Raw genomic sequence first — 16,999 nt, 5'->3', positions numbered from 1 at the left:
CGGGCTACCCGCTGACGGAGCGGCGCATCTCCACCCGCCTCCCGCTCGGCAGCGCCAGCAGCGCACCCCACACGACGAACAGCACGCCCCACACCGGATGCGGCATCGCACCCGCGCGGTCCGGGTAGGCGAGCGTCGCCCACGCCACCGCGACCGCGGTGAGGCCGAACGACCAGCGCCAGAGAACCAGTTGCCGCACCGCACCGGTCAGCAGCGCCGATCCGACCGCCAGGACCACTCCGAGCGCCAGCTGCACCGGCCAGTGGTCGATCCCCACGGTGTCGTCGCCGGAGCCGGGCGGCGCGATCAATGCGGCGATCTCCGTGTTCACGACGTAGCCGGCCCACAACGGCACCCCCAGCGCCGCCACGATCGCGGGCGGCGACGGCCTCCACCGCCACGCGGGCACGGAGGGCCGGACGTACGGTCGCAGGAGCACCGCCAGCAGTGCGGTGACCGCGCCGAGCGGCACCGCGAGCCCGAGCGGCCGCGCGTCGAGCAGCAGCGCAGAGCCGACCAGCAGGCCGAGGGTCGCCAGGCCGAGCAGCCCGAGTCCCGGCGCGGGCCGCCGCGGCACGGCGCCGACCCAGCCGAAGCCCGCCGCGACGACGAAGGTGAGGAGGCTCCCCCAGCTCGCCGCCAGCGACATCGCCCACGCATACCGCGGGTCCGAGAGGCCGAGCGTCGTCGCCAGGTCGACCAGCCCGAACAGCGGCACCGCCGCGACAAGCGCGGCGATCCAGGCGAGCAGACGCACGGCGCCGACGCGCGAGCGGAGCTCCTCCGTCTGCGGCCACTCCGGCTGCCGCGACTCCCCCGACGCCATGCCGGGAGTGTAGTGCCCGCAACGGCGCCCGGTGGATACCGCGCGCGCACTCGGACACCACCACACCCGACTCGTGCGCCGTTGCCTTGACGTGCGTGAAGCTCCGCGGATCGGTGTTCGCCCTCCGGCGACGTCGAGCTCGCGCTACTTCTTGAGCCTCACGGTGACGGGAGCATTCAGAGCGGCCCGCGTCTTCCTGCCCTGATCCACGACCGTCCCGATCATCGCACCCTGCATGGTGGCGTTGATGACGCCGTTGAGCTGCGCGACCCGGGTGGCGCGATGCTGCTCCCCCAGCTGAGCTGCGGCCATGTCGCGCATGTACTGCCGATGCTGGTCCTCCACGAAAGCGTTCAGAGTCTCCGAGAGGGTGCTCGCGCGGCCATCATGCACGCCCAGTTCTTCTTATAGGCGGCGTAGAGGTGTGCGTACCGCCTGTACCCGGTCGCCTTCTGATCCTGCAGACCCTCGAAGCGCTGCAGAAGGTGAAACAGACCTCCAAGCTTCTTGGCAGGGGCCACATCTCTCTATCCCGGTTCGCCTCCCGCGTCACCGTCGACGTTGCAGCAGCCGCTCTGACGGCGGAACATCGAGCATTCGAGGACCTGCTTGAGGGCAACAAAAAAGCCCCGGAAAAACCGGGGCTCTTGAGCTGGGGTACCTGGACTCGAACCAAGAACAACTGAACCAGAATCAGCCGTGTTGCCAATTACACCATACCCCAAGGGCTTCGGGCCAAGGCCCGGGCACGAGAAACAACTCTATCCTACGCGGACGCAGGACTACAAAACGGCGGTCTCGTCCAGGGCCAGACCGATCAGGTCGCGGTTGACGGCGGCCGCCACCACCGCTCCCGAGCCGGCCGCGACGACGAGCTGCTGCGGGCCGGGAGCCGTCGTCTCGCCCGCGGCGTACACGCCCGGCAGCGACGTGCGGCCGTGGCGGTCGGTGACCAGGTAGCCCTCGGCGTCCGCCTCCAGGTCGAGGGAGGCTGCGAAGGAGAGGGAGGGCGTCCACACCGGGCGCAGGAAGCCTCCCGCACGCGGTACCACCGTGCCGTCGACGAGCCGGATGCCGGTCATCACGCCCTTCTCGCCCTCGACGTCGTCGATGGGTCGCCGCTCCACGCGCACGCCGAGCCGCGCAAGGGCGCGCTCCTCGTCCTCGGCGACGGGCGCCACGCCGTTCGTGAAGACGATCAGGTCGTCGGTCCACTGCGTCAGCAGCAGCGCGCGCTCGGCCAGGTCGGACGTCTCGCCGATCAGGGCGAGCGGCTCCCCCGCCTTCTCGTAGCCGTCGCACTCGACGCAGCTGTGCAGCTGGGTGCCGTAGTAGGCGCGGAGGCTCGGGATGGCCGGCATGGCCTCCGCCACCCCGGTCGCGACCACGACGGCGTCCGTGAGCACGTCGACGTCGGCGCCGCCGCGCACGCCGCGGCCGGTGACCGCGAATCCGTCCGCCTCGACCGTCACCGAGCCGACCTGCGCGAAGACGACGGACGCGTTCTCGTAGGCGGCGACCTCCTCGCGGCCCAGGCGGCGCAGCTCCAGCGGTGGGATGCCGTCGCGGGTGAGGAAGCCGTGCGCCATCAGAGTCGCCGCGTGGCGCGGCCGGTTGCCGTCGACCAGCAGCACCCTGCGGCGCGCCCTGGCGAGGTTCAGCGCCGCGGACAGCCCCGCCGGCCCGCCGCCGATGACGACGACCTCGTACCGCTCGCGCGCGGACGACGACGACATGCCGCTACGCCAGCGCCGCCGACAGGCGGTCGAGGCGGGCGATGGTCTCGGCCTTGCCGAGGATCTCCATCGACTCGAACAGCGGCGGCGACACCCGGCGGCCCGAGACGGCGACGCGCAGCGGGCCGAAGGCGACGCGCGGCTTCAGGCCCAGCGCCTCCACCAGGGCGTCGCGCAGCGCGGACTCGATGTCGTCGTGCGTCCACTCCGCCTCCGGCACCAGCTCGAGGGCGTTGAGGGAGGCGGCGAGCACCTCGCCGGCGTTCGCGGGCAGGGAGGCGCGGGCATCCTCCTCCACGACGAGCGCATCGGCCGTGGTGAACAGGAAGCCGAGCATCCCCGGAGTCTCCCCCAGCAGCTGCACGCGCTCCTGGACGAGCGGCGCCGCGGCGGCGAGGATCTCGCGCTGCGAGGCCGTCAGCGGCTCGCTGACGACGCCGGCGGCGACGAGGTACGGGATGGTCCGCTCGGCGAAGTCCGCGACCTCCAGCAGCCGGATGTGGTCGCCGTTGATCGACTCGGCCTTCTTCTGGTCGAACCGGGCCGGGTTCGGGTTCACGTCGGCGACGTCGAAGGCGGCGACCAGCTCGTCGATCGAGAACACGTCGCGGTCGTGGCTGAGCGACCAGCCCAGGAGCGCCAGGTAGTTGACCAGGCCCTCCGGGATGAAGCCCCGGTCGCGATGGTGGAACAGGTTCGACTCGGGGTCGCGCTTGGACAGCTTCTTGTTGCCCTCGCCCATGACGTACGGGAGGTGGCCGAAGCGCGGCACGAAGGTGGTGATCCCGGCGTCGATGAGCGCGTGGTAGAGCGCGATCTGCCGCGGGGTGGACGAGAGGAGGTCCTCGCCGCGCAGCACGTGCGTCACGCCCATGAGGGCGTCGTCGACCGGGTTCACGAACGGGTACAGCGGGTGCCCGTTCGGCCGAACGACGACGAAGTCGCTGAACGAACCCGCCGGGAAGGTGATCTCGCCGCGCACCAGGTCGTCGAAGCTGAGGTCGTCGTCGGGCACGCGGAGGCGCAGCGCGGGCTGCCGGCCCTCGGCGCGGTAGGCGGCCTTCTGCTCCTCGGTGAGGTCGCGCTCGAAGTTGTCGTAGCCGAGCTTGGGGTCGCGGCCGAGCGAGACGTTGCGCGCCTCGATCTCCTCGCCGGTGGCGAAGCTCTCGTAGATGTGGCCGGAGGCCTTCAGCTTCTCGATGATGTCGGTGTAGATCTCGTAGCGCTGCGACTGCCGGTACGGGCCGTGCGGGCCTCCGACGTTCACGCCCTCGTCCCAGTCGAGCTTCAGCCAGGTGAGCGCGTCGATGATCTGGGCGTAGCTCTCCTCGCTGTCGCGGGCCGCATCGGTGTCCTCGATGCGGAAGATGAGCTTGCCGCCGGTGTGCCGGGCGTACGCCCAGTTGAACAGGGCCGTGCGGATCAGCCCGACGTGCGGGGTGCCGGTGGGCGACGGGCAGAACCGGACGCGCACATCGGCGCCGGTCGCGGTCGAGAAGGGGTGCGAAGCGATGTCAGACATACCGCTTCGATCCTATCGGGCGGCGTCCGCCCGCGCCCGCGTGACTTCGCCGCCCGCTCTGATCCGCCGCCCGCGCTACTTCGCCGCCCGCACCGGGTTCACCAGCGAGCCGACGCCGTCGACCTCCACCTCCACGGTGTCGCCGGCGACGATCGGCCCGACTCCCGCCGGCGTACCCGTGAGGATGACGTCGCCCGGCAGCAGCGTGAAGACGCTGGAGGCGTACTCGATGATCGAGGGGATGGAGTGCACCATGTCGCTGAGCGGCGCCTCCTGCTTGAGCTCGCCGTTGACGCGGGTGCGCAGCACGGCCGCCGGGTCGAGCTCGGTCTCGATGACGGGGCCGAGCGGGCAGAAGGTGTCGAAGCCCTTGGCGCGCGTCCACTGGCCGTCGGTGCGCTGGAGGTCGCGCGCGGTGACGTCGTTGGCCACGGTGTACCCGAAGATGTGCTCTGCGGCCTTCTCGGCCGTCACGTGGCGGGCGATCTTGCCGATGACGACGGCCAGCTCGCCCTCGTAATCCACCTGCTGCGACTGCGGCGGCAGGAGGATCGGGTCGCCCAGGCCGATGACCGCGGTGTTCGGCTTGAGGAACAGCAGCGGCTCCTCCGGCGCCTCCCCGCCCATCTCGGCGGCGTGGTCGCGGTAGTTCTTGCCCACCGCGACGACCTTCGACCGTGGGATCACCGGCGCGAGCAGCGAGCCCACCTTGCCGAGCGGCACCCGCTCCCCCGTCGTGTCGAACCCGGTGAACAGCGGGTCGCCGGCGAGGACGACGAGCGCGTCCTCGTCGACGATGCCGTAGTCGATGGAGCCGTCGTGGCTGAAGCGTGCGATCTTCACGCGTTCGAGCCTAGTCCGGGAGCGGGCGGCAGCGCGTGCGGGCGCCCGGGCTGGTCAGCGCCCGGCTGGTCAGCGCAAGGGCTGGTCAGCGCCCGGCCGGTCAGCGCGAGGGCTGATCAGCGCCCGGCCGCGTCGTCCAGCGCGGCCACGATCCGTTCGACGCCCGGCAGCGCCAGCCCGCGCCGCTCCCCCACCCGCAGCAGCGCCCCACCCAGGGCGTCGAGCTCGCTGGGCGCGCCGGCGGCGAGATCCTCCTGCAGGGAGGTGCGCATCCCGCCCGGCACGCTGTGCAGCGCCCGCACCAGGTCGAGCTCGGAGGCCGGCACGCCCTCGGCCGCCGAGCAGGCGACGATCTCGGCGACCACGGCCTCCGTCAGCTCGGGGTCCTCGCTGAGCGCGGGCCCCGCCGGCTGCCGCCAGTAGGAGGTGAGGAGGGCGAGCGCCGCGAGCAGGCGGAACTTGCCCCAGAGCACCTCGGCCTCCGTTCCGCGCACGCGGACGCGGGGGCCGGCCTCCTGCAGCGCCCGCACGATCGCGGAGTCCGCCGCAACCTCGGGCGCCTCGATGTTCACGAACGGGCTGCGGTGGTCGATCACCGCAGGCGACAAGCGCAGCGCCGACACCGCGACCGAGGCGCCGACGACGGGCACGCCGGGCAGCGCCTCCCGCAGCAGCGGCATGTGCTCGACGCCGTTGAGGAACGAGACGACCTCGGCGGGCCGGGCCTGCGCGATGCCGGGGAGCACGTCCTCCAGCCCGTACGCCTTGGTCGCGACGATCACGTGCGCGCCCTCCGGCACGACGGTGTCGGCCGCCACCCGACGGAGGCCGCCGCCGAACTGCGCGCTGCGCACCTCGATCCCGTACTCGCGGATCGCCTCGACCGTCGCCGAACGTCCGACTGCCACGACCTCGTGCCCTGCTCGGTCGAGCAGCCACGCGAGCAGCCCGCCCACTGCCCCGGGCCCCACGACCGCGAACGTGCCGAGGGGCGCCGATGTGCCGGATTCAGTCTCTGATTCCGACACTTCGACGCCCTTCGGTGGATGGAAACGGTGACGCGGATGCGGTGACGCGCTCAGGCGTCGAGGCGGTACATCCAGTTGTGACGGTCGCGCACGCGGCCGTACTGGATGCCGGTCAGCTCCTCGCGCAGCGACATCGTCAGCTCCCCGGGAGGCGCGGTGATGTCGCCGACGGTGAAGGTGTCGGACTTCAGCTCGCCGATGGGCGTGATGACCGCGGCGGTGCCGCAAGCGAACACCTCGACGATGTCGCCCGACTCGACGCCGTCGCGCCACTCGTCGATGGTCACGCGGCGGCGCTCGACCGTGTGGCCGCGGTCGCGCGCCAGCTGCAGCACCGAGTCGAGGGTGATGCCCTCGAGGATGCTCGGCGAGTCAGGGGTGACCAGGGTGCCGTCCTTGTAGACGAGCACGACGTTCATGCCCCCGAGCTCCTCGAGGTACTTGCCCTCGACCGAGTCGAGGAACAGCACCTGCGCGCAGCCGTGCTCGTAAGCCTCCGCCTGCGGAAGGAGGCTGGAGGCGTAGTTGCCGCCCGTCTTCGCCGCTCCGGTGCCGCCCTGGCCGGCGCGCGACCAGTGGTCGGAGAGCCAGATGGAGACGGGGGCCACCCCGCTCGGGAAGTACGCGCCCGCCGGGCTCGCGATCAGGTAGTACGCGACCTTGTTGGCCGGGCGCACGCCGAGGAACGCCTCCTTGGCGAACATGAAGGGCCGGAGGTAGAGGCTGGTCTCGGGCGCCGACGGCACCCAGTCGCCGTCCACCGCGACGAGCTGCTTGAGCGAGTCGAGGAAGTGCTCGACCGGGAGCTCCGGCAGGGCGAGACGATAGGCCGAGCGCTGCATGCGGGCCGCGTTCGCCTCCGGACGGAAGGTCCAGATCGAGCCGTCCTCGTGGCGGTACGCCTTGAGGCCCTCGAAGATCTCCTGCGCGTAGTGCAGCACGGCGGCGGCCGGGTCGAGCTGGATGGGGCCGTACGGCGAGACGCGCGGCCGGTGCCAGCCTCCCTTCGCCGACCAGCACAGGTCGACCATGTGGTCGGTGAAGTGGTTGCCGAACCCGGGGTCGGCCAGGATCGCCGCCCGCTCGGCGGCGTCGCGCGCCGCCTCGTTGCGGCTGACGTTCCAGAGCAGTCCGCTGGTCTCGGTCGGGCCGCTGGTGAGGTTGATGCTGGTGGAGGCGTTCATGGGTGTCCTTCGACGAGACGGTCTACTGATTCTGCGCCACCCGGGCGGCGATCGCGTCGCCGATCTCGGCGGTCGTGCGCGTCGCGCCCGTACGGGCGGCCAGGTCGGCGGTCACCGCGGACTCGACCCGCTCGGCGAGCTCCCGGGCGCCGAGGTGGCGGAGCAGGAGCGCGACGGACAGGATCGCGGCGGTGGGGTCGGCCTTCTGCTGGCCGGCGATGTCGGGGGCCGATCCGTGAACCGGCTCGAACATGCTGGGGAACTCGCCCGAGGGGTTGATGTTGCCCGAAGCGGCCAGTCCGATGCCGCCGCTGATCGCGGCCGCGAGGTCGGTGAGGATGTCGCCGAAGAGGTTGTCCGTGACGATCACATCAAATCTAGCAGGGTCGGTGACGAGGAAGATCGTCGCCGCGTCGACGTGGAGGTAGTCGACCGCCACCTCCGGGTGCTCGGCGGCGACCGCGTCCACGATCCGCTTCCAGAGCCCGCCGGCGAAGGTCAGCACGTTGGTCTTGTGCACGAGCGTGAGCCTCTTGCGGCGCTGCTCGGCCTGCTCGAACGCGTACCGCACCACCCGCTCCACCCCGTAGGCGGTGTTGACCGAGACCTCGTTGGCGATCTCGTGCGGGGTGCCCTGGCGGATGGCGCCGCCGTTGCCGACGTACGGGCCCTCCGTGCCCTCGCGCACGACGACGAAGTCGACCTCTCCGGGGTTCGCGAGCGGGCTCGCGATGCCGGGGAACAGCGTCGTGGGGCGGAGGTTCACGTAGTGGTCGAGCGAGAACCGCAGCTTCAGCAGCAGCCCGCGCTCGATGTTCGCCCCGACCAGCCGCGGATCTCCGGGGACGCCGCCGACCGCGCCGAGCAGGATGGCGTCGTGCCCCTTGATGGCGTCGAGGTCGTCGTCGGTCAGCACGTCGCCGGTCGCCAGGTAGCGGTCGGCGCCGAGCGAGAAGTGCGTCGGCGCGAACGCCAGGCCGCTGTCGCGCGTGACCGCCTCCAGCACCTTGACCGCTTCGGCGATGACCTCGGGGCCGATGCCATCGCCGGGGATGACGGCGAGTCGGACGGTCTGCGCGTTCTGAGGCATGGCACTCCTGGTCGGTGGATCGGCTGTCCTGCCACCCTATCGCCGCCGCCAGGCCCTCAGGAGGCGCGGTCCGGCGATCTGTGGACTCCTGCGCACAGCCGGCGCCCTGTGCACACAAACCGGTGCCACGAAAGGGAGGAGCCCGGCGGCACACACCCGCCGAGCTCCTCCGTTCCCTGCGACACGCCGCTCGCCGCTACCCGAGCGCCTCCCTTTCCGCGCCGCGGGTCAGGCGCGGATGCGCCGCAGCGCGACCAGCGCCAGCACCCCGGCCGCCCCCACGAGCGCGATCCCGATCGCAGCGGTCACCCCGACGCCGCTGTCGAACGCGGCCCTCGCCGAGGCGAGCAGCTCATCGGCGAGGTTCGGCGGGAGGCTTCCCGCGACCGTCGTCGCACCGCCGAGCGTCTCGCGGGCCGCATGGGCCTGCGCGGCTGTCAGCCCCTCCGGCACCACGATCGACGCGCGGTAGGAGGCGGTGATGATCGTGCCGAGCGTCGCCGTCCCGAGCACGGCGCCGAGCTCGTACGCCGTCTCCGAGACCGCGGAGGCCGCTCCCGCCTTGGCAGCGGGGGCCGTGGCGAGCACGAGTTCGTTCGAGACCGTCTCCGCCGCGCCGATGCCGGCGCCGAGCAGCACGAACGCGGCGAGCAGGAGGCCCCACGACACCGCTCCCCCGGTCAGCGCGATCAGCAGGTAGCCGAGCGCCGACAGCGTCAGGCCGCTCGCGATCACGATGCCGGGCCGGACCCGGCGCGCGATCGGCACGACCACCAGCCCGGCGACGATCATCGTCACCAGCCCCGGCAGCAGCACGAGTCCCGACTGCAGCGGCGTCAGGCCGATGACGAGCTGGAGGTGCTGCGACACGAAGAACAGGAAGCCGACCAGCGAGACGACACTCAGCAGGTTGATGATCACGGCGCCGCTGAACGCGGGCACGCGGAAGAGCCGCACATCCAGCATCGGCACCGGTCGCCGCAACTGGCGCCGCACGAACAGCACGCCAGCGACGACGCCGACGACGATCGCCACCACCGCGAGTGCGGAGACGCCGTCGACCGCGAGCGACTTGATGCCGTAGACGATGGGCGCCATCGTCACGAGCGACAACAGGATGCTGATCGGGTCGACCGGGCCCGGGTGCGGGTCGCGGGACTCCGCCACCAGCAGCGGCGCGAGCACGAGCAGCGGCACGAGCACCGGCACGGCGAGGAGGAACACCGACCCCCACGGGAAGTGCTCCAGGAGCACGCCGCCCACGATCGGGCCGAGGGCCGAGCCCGCCGCGAAGCCGGACGCCCAGATGGCGACGGCGAGACGGCGCTGGTCGCGGTCGAGGAAGGTGCTGCGCAGCAACGACAGCGTCGACGGCATCAGCATGGCGCCGAAGAAGCCGAGCACCGCGCGGGCGCCGATCAGCAGCTCCGCCGTCGGAGCGAAGGCGGCGGCGACGGAGACCGCGGCGAAGCCGGTGGCGCCGATCAGCAGCAGACGGCGACGGCCGATGCGGTCGCCGAGACTGCCCATGGCGACGAGGAGACCGGCGAGCACGAGCGGGTAGACGTCGACGATCCAGAGCATGCCGGTCGCGCTGGGCGCGAGCGCCTCGGAGATCGACGGGAGGGCGAAGCTGAGCACCGTGTTGTCGACCGAGACGAGCAGGGTCGGCAGCATGAGCACCGCGAGGGCCGCCCAGCCGCGTGCGCCCGCGCGGGGGCTCGTGACGGCAGGCAGGGAGGCGGTGGTGGTCATGGAGCTACTGTACCGTCTGGACGGTACAGTGGCAACCGGGCTAGCATGACGTCATGCCCGCCAGCCCCTCCTCCACGGCGCACTCCCCCGCGCAGCGCCCTGCGCGCGACCGCATCCTCGACGCGTTCGCGGAGCTGCTCGGCGAGCAGAGCGAGCGGGCGGCGACCCTCGACGCCGTTGCGGCGCGCGCCGGCGTCTCCAAGGGCGGCCTGCTCTACCACTTCGCCTCGAAGGACGCACTGGTCGACGGCCTGCTGGAGCGGCTGCGCGCGAGCGTGGCCGACGACGTCGAGCGGATGCGAACGGCCCCGGACGGGCCGGTCGACTACTTCATCCGCACCTCCATCGCGACCGCGACACCGGAGTCGCAGGAGTTCGAGCGCTCGATCGTCGCCGTGGCGCGACTCGCGCAGGGCGCCGACGAGCGTGCGCGCGACGCCCTCGCCGCCATGCAGCACGACTGGCTCGGCGTGCTGGAGGAGGCGGTCGGAGACCCGGTCGTCGCCCGCACGATCATGCTGCTCGGCGACGGGATCTACTACAACACCGCCCTCCTGCCCTCCGGCAGCGGCGTGCTCAGCGAACCGGCCGACCTGGAGCGGCTGCTGGAGCTGGTCCACCGCCTCGCAGCCCGAGACTGACCCGGCCGTTCGATTCAGTCGAGCGCGGTCAGCAGCCGACGAAGGGAACGCTCGGTCCGGTCGTCCCGCGCGGTGTCGACCGCGAGACGCAGCTCGACGGCGGCGTCGGCGGGCCGGCCCGCGAGGCGCAGGAGCTCGGCGCGTGCCGCGTGGACCTGCTGCGCCAGCGCACCCCCGCCGAGTCCGGGATCCGCGGCGAGCTCGCCGAGCGCGGCTTCCGGTCCGGCGTCGGGGCTGTGGCCGAGCGCGACGATCCGGCCGAGCCGCGCAGCCGGACTCGGCCAGAGCCGCACCAGCCCGTCGTACAGCCGCACGATCGCCGGCCAGTCCGTGGCGGCCCAGGTCGGCGCGATGGCGTGCAGTCCGGCGATCCCGGCCTGCAGGCCGAACCGGCCGTCGCCCGCCAGCCCGACCGTCGCGTAGCGCTCCCCCTCGGCGATCAGCGCGGCGTCCCAGCGCGACCGGTCCGCCTCGCGCAGCGTCGCGAAGTCGCCGTCCACCGTGAACCGGGTGGGCTGACGCGCCTCCGTCAGCAGCAGGAGCCCCAGGAGGCCGGCGCTCTCGGAACCCGGCGCCACGCGGTGGGCGTCCCGCGCCAGCTCGATGGCGTCCGCACGCAGGCGGTCGTCCGTCCGCGCGTCGTCGCCCACCGCGGTGTGCGCACAGGAGTAGAGCAGGTGGATCGTGGTGAGCGCGTCCGGCATCCGCTCGACGACCGCCCCCGGATCGTCGAGGCGGAAGCGGATGCCGGAGTCGTGGATGCGCTTCTTCGCCCGCGTCAGCCGGGCGGCCATCGTGGGTTCGGACACGAGGAAGGCGTCGGCGATCCGCCCGGTGGGAACTCCGCACACGAAGCGCAGGGCGAGCGCCACCCGCGCCGCGGGAGCGAGGTCGGGGTGGGCGACCAGGAGGATCAGCTGCAGCCGTTCGTCGCCGGTGAACACCTCGCTCCCTCCGGTCGTCTCGGCGGCGCGCGCCGCAGCATGACGGACGTCGGCGTCTCGGGCCGCCTCTGCGGCCAAGGCGGGCGCCGCGCGCACGGCCGTCCGCTCTCGCCGGAGCGCATCCAGCGCGACCCGCCGCGCCACCGTCGTGATCCAGGCGGCCGGGTTGGCCGGCTCGCGGCCGCGCGCCGCTTCCGCGAGGGCGCGCGCGAACGCCTCCTGCACCGCCTCCTCGGCGAGCAGGAGGTCGCCCGTCGTCCGCGCCACCGCGCCCAGGATGCGCGGGGCGTCGTCGCGGTACGCGCGCTCGATCCGGGTGTCCGCCCTCACGCGGCTCCCGGCTGCGGCGGTGCCGGCGTCATTCGACCCGGTCGAGCACCAGTACCGGGTACAGCTCGACCCAGCCCCCCGTCGGCACGAGCGCGGCCAGCTCGCGCGCCTTCGCCGGGCTCTCGGCGGTGAAGCTGTAGAAGCCGGTGATCACCTCGCGGGTCTCTCCGAAGGGACCGTCGGTGTAGACCGGTGCGCCGTCGGCACCCGGTGCGATGCGCGTCGCGCGGTCGGCGGCCTGCAGCGCGCTGCTGGCCACGATCCGCTCTCCGGCCGCGGCCACCGCCTCCTGGAAGGCCTTGTGCCCTGCCATGCCGGCGCTCCACTCCTCGGGCGTCATGGTGTCCGGGCTCCACTCTGGCTCCCGGATCAGCAGGATGTACTCGTCGGACATCGTGTCTCCTCACGTCGTATGAACAGCGATATCCCTACGACGTCAGTCAACCGCCGGAATCGACAGCCGGCGAGAAATATCTTCCCGCCGGCCGTCCAGCTCCGGGTCGCCCCGATCAGGCTCTGCTGTTCAGGCCTCCGTGATGTCGATCTCCTGCATGAGGTCGGCGTCGATCGCGACGCGTACCTTCTCGAGCAGGCCCTCCGGCACGCGGGAGTCGACGGTCAGCACGCTGAGCGCCTTGCCGCCGGCCGAGGTGCGGGCGATCTGCATGCCCGCGATGTTGATCTGGGACTCCCCGAACTCGCGGCCGTAGACCGCGACGATGCCGGGGCGGTCGTCGTAGACCATGACGACCAGGTGCTCGGCGACCGGCACCTCCACGTCGTAGCCGTTGATGCCGACGATCTTCTCGATCTGCTTCGGGCCGGTGAGGGTGCCGGAGACCGAGATCTGCGAGCCGTCGCTCAGCGCGCCGCGCAGCGTGATCAGGTTGCGGTACTCCTCGCTCACCGAGTCGGTGATCAGGCGCACCTCGATCCCACGCTGCTCGGCGAGGAGCGGCGCGTTCACGTACGACACGGTCTCGCTGACGATGTTGGTGAAGATGCCCTTGAGCGCCGCGAGCTTGAGCACGCTGACGTCGTAGTCGACGAGCTCGCCGCGCACCTCCACGTCGACACTGGTGAGCGGGCTGTGCGCGAGGCCCGAGAACACCTGGCCGAGCTTCTCAACGAGCGGGATGCCCGGGCGCACGTACGGGTCGATGACGCCGCCGGCGACGTTGACCGCGTCCGGCACGAGCTCGCCGGAGAGCGCGAGCCGCACGGACTTCGCGACCGAGACGCCCGCCTTCTCCTGCGCCTCGTCGGTGGAGGCGCCGAGGTGCGGGGTGACGATGACGTTCTCGAGCGCGAGCAGCGGCGAGTCGACGGGAGGCTCGGTGACGAACACGTCGAGGCCGGCTCCCGCGATGCTGTGCGTCGTGAGCGCGCGGTACAGCGCGTCCTCGTCGATCAGGCCGCCGCGGGCCACGTTGACGATGAAGGCGGTGGGCTTCATCAGCGCGAGCTGGTCGTCGCTGATCATGCCGGTGGTCTCCGGCGTCTTCGGCATGTGGATGGTGATGAAGTCGGCCTGCGCCAGCAGCTCGTCGAGGGTGACGAGCTGGACGCCGAGCTGCTGCGCACGCGCCGACGTGACGTAGGGGTCGTACGCGATGACGTTCGTGCCGAAGGCCTGGAGGCGGGCGGCGATGAGCGCGCCGATGCGGCCGAGGCCGATGATGCCGATGGTCTTCTCGTAGAGCTCGACGCCGGTGTACTTCGAGCGCTTCCACTGCCCCTGGGCGAGCGCGCTGTGGGCGGCGGGGATGTGGCGGGCGAGGCTCAGGATGTGGCCGACGGTGAGCTCCGCCGCCGAGATGATGTTGGAGGTCGGGGCGTTGACGACCATGACGCCCGCGGTGGTCGCGGTCTTGATATCGACGTTGTCGAGTCCGACGCCCGCGCGGGCGACGACCTTGAGCTGCTTGGCGGCGCCGATGACCTCGGCGTCGACCTTGGTGGCGGAGCGCACCAGGATGGCGTCCGCGTCGGCGACGGCGGAGAGCAGCGCCGGCCGGTCGGTGCCGTCCACGTTCCGGATCTCGAAGTCGGGCCCGAGGGCGTCGACGGTGGCGGGCGAGAGTTCTTCGGCGATCAGGACGACCGGCTTTGTCACGTGGCAGTTCCTAACAGTGGTGCGAGGGCTGGCTTGGGAGAAGTGCGCCACGGGCGTTGGGGCGCGGTCGGGTTAACTCTAGCGGGCGGCGTATGCCGCCTTGCGCCGCGTTACGCCGCCGCTCGGCCGTGCGCGGGGCAGGATGGTACGGTGCCCGCGCTCGAGACCGTCCAGCTGACCGTCCGCATCGCGCTCGCAGCGGCCTTCGTCGCGATGGGGGTGCTGCACTTCGCGCCGGGGCCGTCGCGCGCGATGGCGGCGATGATCCCGCCCGCGTTGCGTGGGTGGAGGATGCTGTCGCCGCGGGCGCTCGTCGCGATCACGGGTGTCTGCGAGCTGGCGGGAGGCGTCGGGCTGCTGATCCCCGCCACCCGGGAGGCCGCGGCGGTGTGCCTCGCGCTGTTCCTGATCGCGGTCTTCCCGGCGAACGCGTACGCGGCCCGGTTCCCCGACCGGTTCGGGATCTTCGCGACGCCCGTCGTGCCGCGGGCTGTTCTGCAGGTGGTGCTGGTCGCGCTCTGCGTCTTCTGCGCACTGCCGGTGTAGCCGGCCCGCGCCGGAACGCTCGGCTCAGCGCGACGCGGCCGCGACCGCGGCGACCGCCTGGCCGACCATAACCGGGTCGGTGATGTCGTAATCGGCGGAGCCGCCGCCCGGACCGCTGGGGGCGCCGTGCACGGTGTCGCGCGCGGACAGGTGCACCGCATCCACGCCCGCGGCGACGAGCGCGGGGACGTCCTCGACGCGCACTCCCCCGCCGGCCATGATCTGGATGCGTCCGCCTGCGCCCGCAGCCAGAGCGCGGAGCGCGGGGACGCCGTCGAGACTGCGGGTGGCGCCTCCCGAGGTGAGCACGCGCGTCACGCCGGCCCCGATGAGCGTCTCGATCGCGGCGCGCTGGTCGGCGACGATGTCGAGCGCCCGGTGGAAGGTCACGGAGATGCCGTCCGCCGCCGCCACGAAGCGCTCGACGGCGGGAAGGTCCACCCGGCCGCGCTCGTCGAGGGCTCCGACGACCACGCCCGCGGCGCCGGAGTCGCGGGCGAAGCGGATGTCGCGCACCGTGGTAGCGACCTCGTCGCCGTCGTACAGGAAGCCGCCGCCGCGCGGCCGCACCAGCACGTGGACGTAGTCCGCGCGCCCGGCAGCGGCAGCCGCCTCCACCGCAGCCGCCACGAGGCCCGCCGACGGCGTGAGCCCACCGAGCCCGAGCGCCGCGCACAGCTCGACGCGGTCGGCGCCCTTCGCCAGCGCGACGCGGACGCCCGCGACGTCCTGCGCCGCGATCTCGACGGCGACGGATCGGGGCATGCGGGCCTCCTGGGTGCGAACCGGAATGCGAAAGGGGTGCCGCACTCGTGCGAGTGCGACACCCCCAGGCTAGCTTGCTGGCTCAGTACCGCTGAGTCAGCGGGCGACCTCGCCGTCGACGTAGTCGTCGTCGTTCGAGGCGTTCCAGGCGAACAGCTTGCGCAGCTCGCGGCCGGTGGCCTCGATCGGGTGCTGCTCGCCCTTCTTGCGGAGGGCGAGGAACTCCGGCGCGCCGGCGTCCTGGTCGGCGATGAAGCGCTTGGCGAAGGTGCCGTCCTGGATGTCGGAGAGCACCGCCTTCATGTTCTCCTTGACGTGCGGGTCGATGACGCGCGGGCCCGAGACGTAGTCGCCGTACTCGGCCGTGTCGGAGACGCTCCAGCGCTGCTTGGCGATGCCGCCCTCCCACATGAGGTCGACGATGAGCTTGAGCTCGTGCAGCACCTCGAAGTAGGCGACCTGCGGCTGGTAGCCGGCCTCGGTCAGGGTCTCGAAGCCGTACTGGACGAGCTGCGAGACGCCGCCGCAGAGCACGGCCTGCTCGCCGAACAGGTCGGTCTCGGTCTCCTCGGTGAAGGTGGTCTTGATGCCGCCGGCGCGGAGGCCGCCGATGCCCTTCGCGTACGAGAGGACGAGCGGCCACGCGTTGCCGGTGGCGTCCTTCTCGACGGCGACGATCACGGGGACGCCACGGCCGGCCTCATACTCGCGGCGCACGGTGTGACCGGGGCCCTTGGGGGCGACCATGATCACGTCGACGCCCTCGGGGGCCTCGATGTAGCCGAAGCGGATGTTGAAGCCGTGACCGAAGACGAGGGCGTTGCCCTCCTCCAGGTTGCCCTGGATGTCCTCGGCGTAGAGGTGACGCTGCACCTGGTCCGGCGCGAGGATGACGATCACGTCGGCCCACTTCGCGGCCTCGGCGGCGGAGAGGACGCGGAAGCCCGCCTCCTCGGCCTTCGGCTTCGACTTCGAGCCCTCCTTGAGGCCGATGACGACCTCGACGCCCGAGTCGCGGAGGTTCTGCGCGTGCGCGTGGCCCTGCGAGCCGTAGCCGATGACGGCGACCTTCTTGTTCTGGATGATCGAGAGGTCGGCGTCGTTGTCGTAGTAGATCTCAGCCACTGGGGGTTCTCCTTCTTGTGCGGTTCTCGAAAAAAGTCAGTTCTTGAAGACGCGCTCGGTGATGGACTTCGAGCCGCGGCCGATCGCGAGCAGCCCGGACTGGGCCATCTCCTTGATGCCGTACGGCTCGAGCACCTTGAGCAGCGCCTGGGTCTTGCCGCTGTCGCCGGTGACCTCGATCACGAGCGCGTCGGTCGCCACGTCGACGACCCGGGCGCGGAACAGGTTGACCGCCTCCAGCACCTGGGAGCGGGTGGAGTTGTCGACGCGCACCTTGATCAGCAGGTGCTCGCGCTGCACCGACTGGGCGGGGTCGAGCTCGACGATCTTGATCACGTTGATCAGCTTGTTGAGCTGCTTGGTGACCTGCTCGAGCGGGAGCTCCTCGACGTCGACCACGACGGTGATGCGCGAGAGGCCGTCGACCTCGCTCGTGCCCACCGCCAGCGAGTGGATGTTGAAGCCGCGGCGGGCGAACAGCCCCGCCACGCGCGTCAGCAGACCCGGCTTGTCCTCCACGAGGAGGCTCAGAACATGCGTGCTCATCT

General features: G+C 71.8%; 17 protein-coding genes and 1 tRNA gene. 2 read left to right on the top strand and 16 right to left on the bottom strand.

Going from position 1 to position 16,999, the window contains the following annotated elements:
• Positions 1-4: 4 nt before the first annotated feature.
• The 10 genes from P5G50_RS10755 to P5G50_RS10710 all read right to left on the bottom strand — a co-directional run bounded on the left by P5G50_RS10755 (position 5) and on the right by P5G50_RS10710 (position 9,984).
• Positions 5-826, bottom strand: coding sequence for a hypothetical protein (locus P5G50_RS10755; RefSeq protein ID WP_301209164.1), 822 nt, complete (start codon positions 824-826; stop codon positions 5-7).
• A gap of 144 nt (positions 827-970) precedes the next feature.
• On the bottom strand, positions 971-1,219 hold the full coding sequence (locus P5G50_RS10750; protein ID WP_301209167.1) for a hypothetical protein: 249 nt from the start codon (positions 1,217-1,219) through the stop codon (positions 971-973).
• A 259-nt stretch (positions 1,220-1,478) separates the two neighbouring features.
• A tRNA-Gln gene (locus P5G50_RS10745) sits at positions 1,479-1,550 on the bottom strand.
• 58 nt (positions 1,551-1,608) lie between these two features.
• Positions 1,609-2,562: an NAD(P)/FAD-dependent oxidoreductase gene (locus P5G50_RS10740; protein WP_301209169.1), complete on the bottom strand. Its 954-nt coding sequence runs from the start codon at positions 2,560-2,562 to the stop codon at positions 1,609-1,611.
• Positions 2,563-2,566: 4 nt separating this feature from the next.
• Positions 2,567-4,084, bottom strand: coding sequence for a glutamate--tRNA ligase (gltX, locus tag P5G50_RS10735; RefSeq protein WP_301209172.1), 1,518 nt, complete (start codon positions 4,082-4,084; stop codon positions 2,567-2,569).
• Between the two features lie 75 nt (positions 4,085-4,159).
• Positions 4,160-4,927 carry a fumarylacetoacetate hydrolase family protein gene (locus tag P5G50_RS10730; RefSeq protein WP_301209174.1) on the bottom strand — a complete coding sequence of 256 codons (768 nt, stop codon included), beginning with the start codon at positions 4,925-4,927 and terminating at the stop codon, positions 4,160-4,162.
• 116 nt (positions 4,928-5,043) lie between these two features.
• Positions 5,044-5,955 (bottom strand): ketopantoate reductase family protein, encoded by a 912-nt coding sequence (locus P5G50_RS10725; RefSeq protein ID WP_301230597.1) that lies wholly within the window; start codon positions 5,953-5,955, stop codon positions 5,044-5,046.
• Positions 5,956-6,005: 50 nt separating this feature from the next.
• Positions 6,006-7,139: a branched-chain amino acid aminotransferase gene (locus tag P5G50_RS10720; protein WP_301209179.1), complete on the bottom strand. Its 1,134-nt coding sequence runs from the start codon at positions 7,137-7,139 to the stop codon at positions 6,006-6,008.
• A gap of 22 nt (positions 7,140-7,161) precedes the next feature.
• Positions 7,162-8,229 carry a 3-isopropylmalate dehydrogenase gene (locus P5G50_RS10715; protein WP_301209181.1) on the bottom strand — a complete coding sequence of 356 codons (1,068 nt, stop codon included), beginning with the start codon at positions 8,227-8,229 and terminating at the stop codon, positions 7,162-7,164.
• Positions 8,230-8,457: 228 nt separating this feature from the next.
• A complete protein-coding gene (locus P5G50_RS10710) occupies positions 8,458-9,984 on the bottom strand; it encodes an MFS transporter (RefSeq protein ID WP_301209183.1) in 1,527 nt (508 codons plus the stop codon).
• Positions 9,985-10,037: 53 nt separating this feature from the next.
• Here P5G50_RS10710 and P5G50_RS10705 point away from each other — a divergent pair, with 53 nt between their 5' ends.
• Positions 10,038-10,625 carry a TetR/AcrR family transcriptional regulator gene (locus P5G50_RS10705; protein WP_301209186.1) on the top strand — a complete coding sequence of 196 codons (588 nt, stop codon included), beginning with the start codon at positions 10,038-10,040 and terminating at the stop codon, positions 10,623-10,625.
• Positions 10,626-10,639: 14 nt separating this feature from the next.
• Here P5G50_RS10705 and P5G50_RS10700 read toward each other — a convergent pair whose 3' ends face one another.
• From P5G50_RS10700 to serA, 3 genes are all read right to left on the bottom strand, one after another.
• Positions 10,640-11,899, bottom strand: a complete 1,260-nt coding sequence (locus P5G50_RS10700; RefSeq protein WP_301209188.1) for an RNA polymerase sigma factor — start codon at positions 11,897-11,899, stop codon at positions 10,640-10,642.
• Between the two features lie 28 nt (positions 11,900-11,927).
• On the bottom strand, positions 11,928-12,293 hold the full coding sequence (locus tag P5G50_RS10695; RefSeq protein ID WP_301209191.1) for a YciI family protein: 366 nt from the start codon (positions 12,291-12,293) through the stop codon (positions 11,928-11,930).
• 129 nt (positions 12,294-12,422) lie between these two features.
• Positions 12,423-14,015: a phosphoglycerate dehydrogenase gene (gene serA / locus P5G50_RS10690; protein WP_301209194.1), complete on the bottom strand. Its 1,593-nt coding sequence runs from the start codon at positions 14,013-14,015 to the stop codon at positions 12,423-12,425.
• Positions 14,016-14,165: 150 nt separating this feature from the next.
• Between serA and P5G50_RS10685 the strand changes: the two genes are divergently transcribed.
• Complete coding sequence (locus P5G50_RS10685) at positions 14,166-14,561, top strand: DoxX family protein (protein WP_301209197.1); 396 nt, start codon at positions 14,166-14,168, stop codon at positions 14,559-14,561.
• A 24-nt stretch (positions 14,562-14,585) separates the two neighbouring features.
• Here P5G50_RS10685 and P5G50_RS10680 read toward each other — a convergent pair whose 3' ends face one another.
• The 3 genes from P5G50_RS10680 to ilvN all read right to left on the bottom strand — a co-directional run bounded on the left by P5G50_RS10680 (position 14,586) and on the right by ilvN (position 16,997).
• Positions 14,586-15,326, bottom strand: coding sequence for a copper homeostasis protein CutC (locus tag P5G50_RS10680; protein ID WP_301209199.1), 741 nt, complete (start codon positions 15,324-15,326; stop codon positions 14,586-14,588).
• 96 nt (positions 15,327-15,422) lie between these two features.
• Positions 15,423-16,451: a ketol-acid reductoisomerase gene (ilvC, locus tag P5G50_RS10675; RefSeq protein ID WP_301209202.1), complete on the bottom strand. Its 1,029-nt coding sequence runs from the start codon at positions 16,449-16,451 to the stop codon at positions 15,423-15,425.
• A gap of 36 nt (positions 16,452-16,487) precedes the next feature.
• Positions 16,488-16,997 carry an acetolactate synthase small subunit gene (gene ilvN / locus P5G50_RS10670; protein ID WP_301209203.1) on the bottom strand — a complete coding sequence of 170 codons (510 nt, stop codon included), beginning with the start codon at positions 16,995-16,997 and terminating at the stop codon, positions 16,488-16,490.
• Positions 16,998-16,999: the final 2 nt, after the last annotated feature.

Origin of the sequence: Leifsonia williamsii, from assembly GCF_030433685.1 — a bacterium.
GTDB lineage: Bacteria > Actinomycetota > Actinomycetes > Actinomycetales > Microbacteriaceae > Leifsonia > Leifsonia williamsii.
The sequence above is the reverse complement of the archived record's forward strand: the minus strand, read 5'-3'. Positions and strand labels throughout refer to the sequence as shown.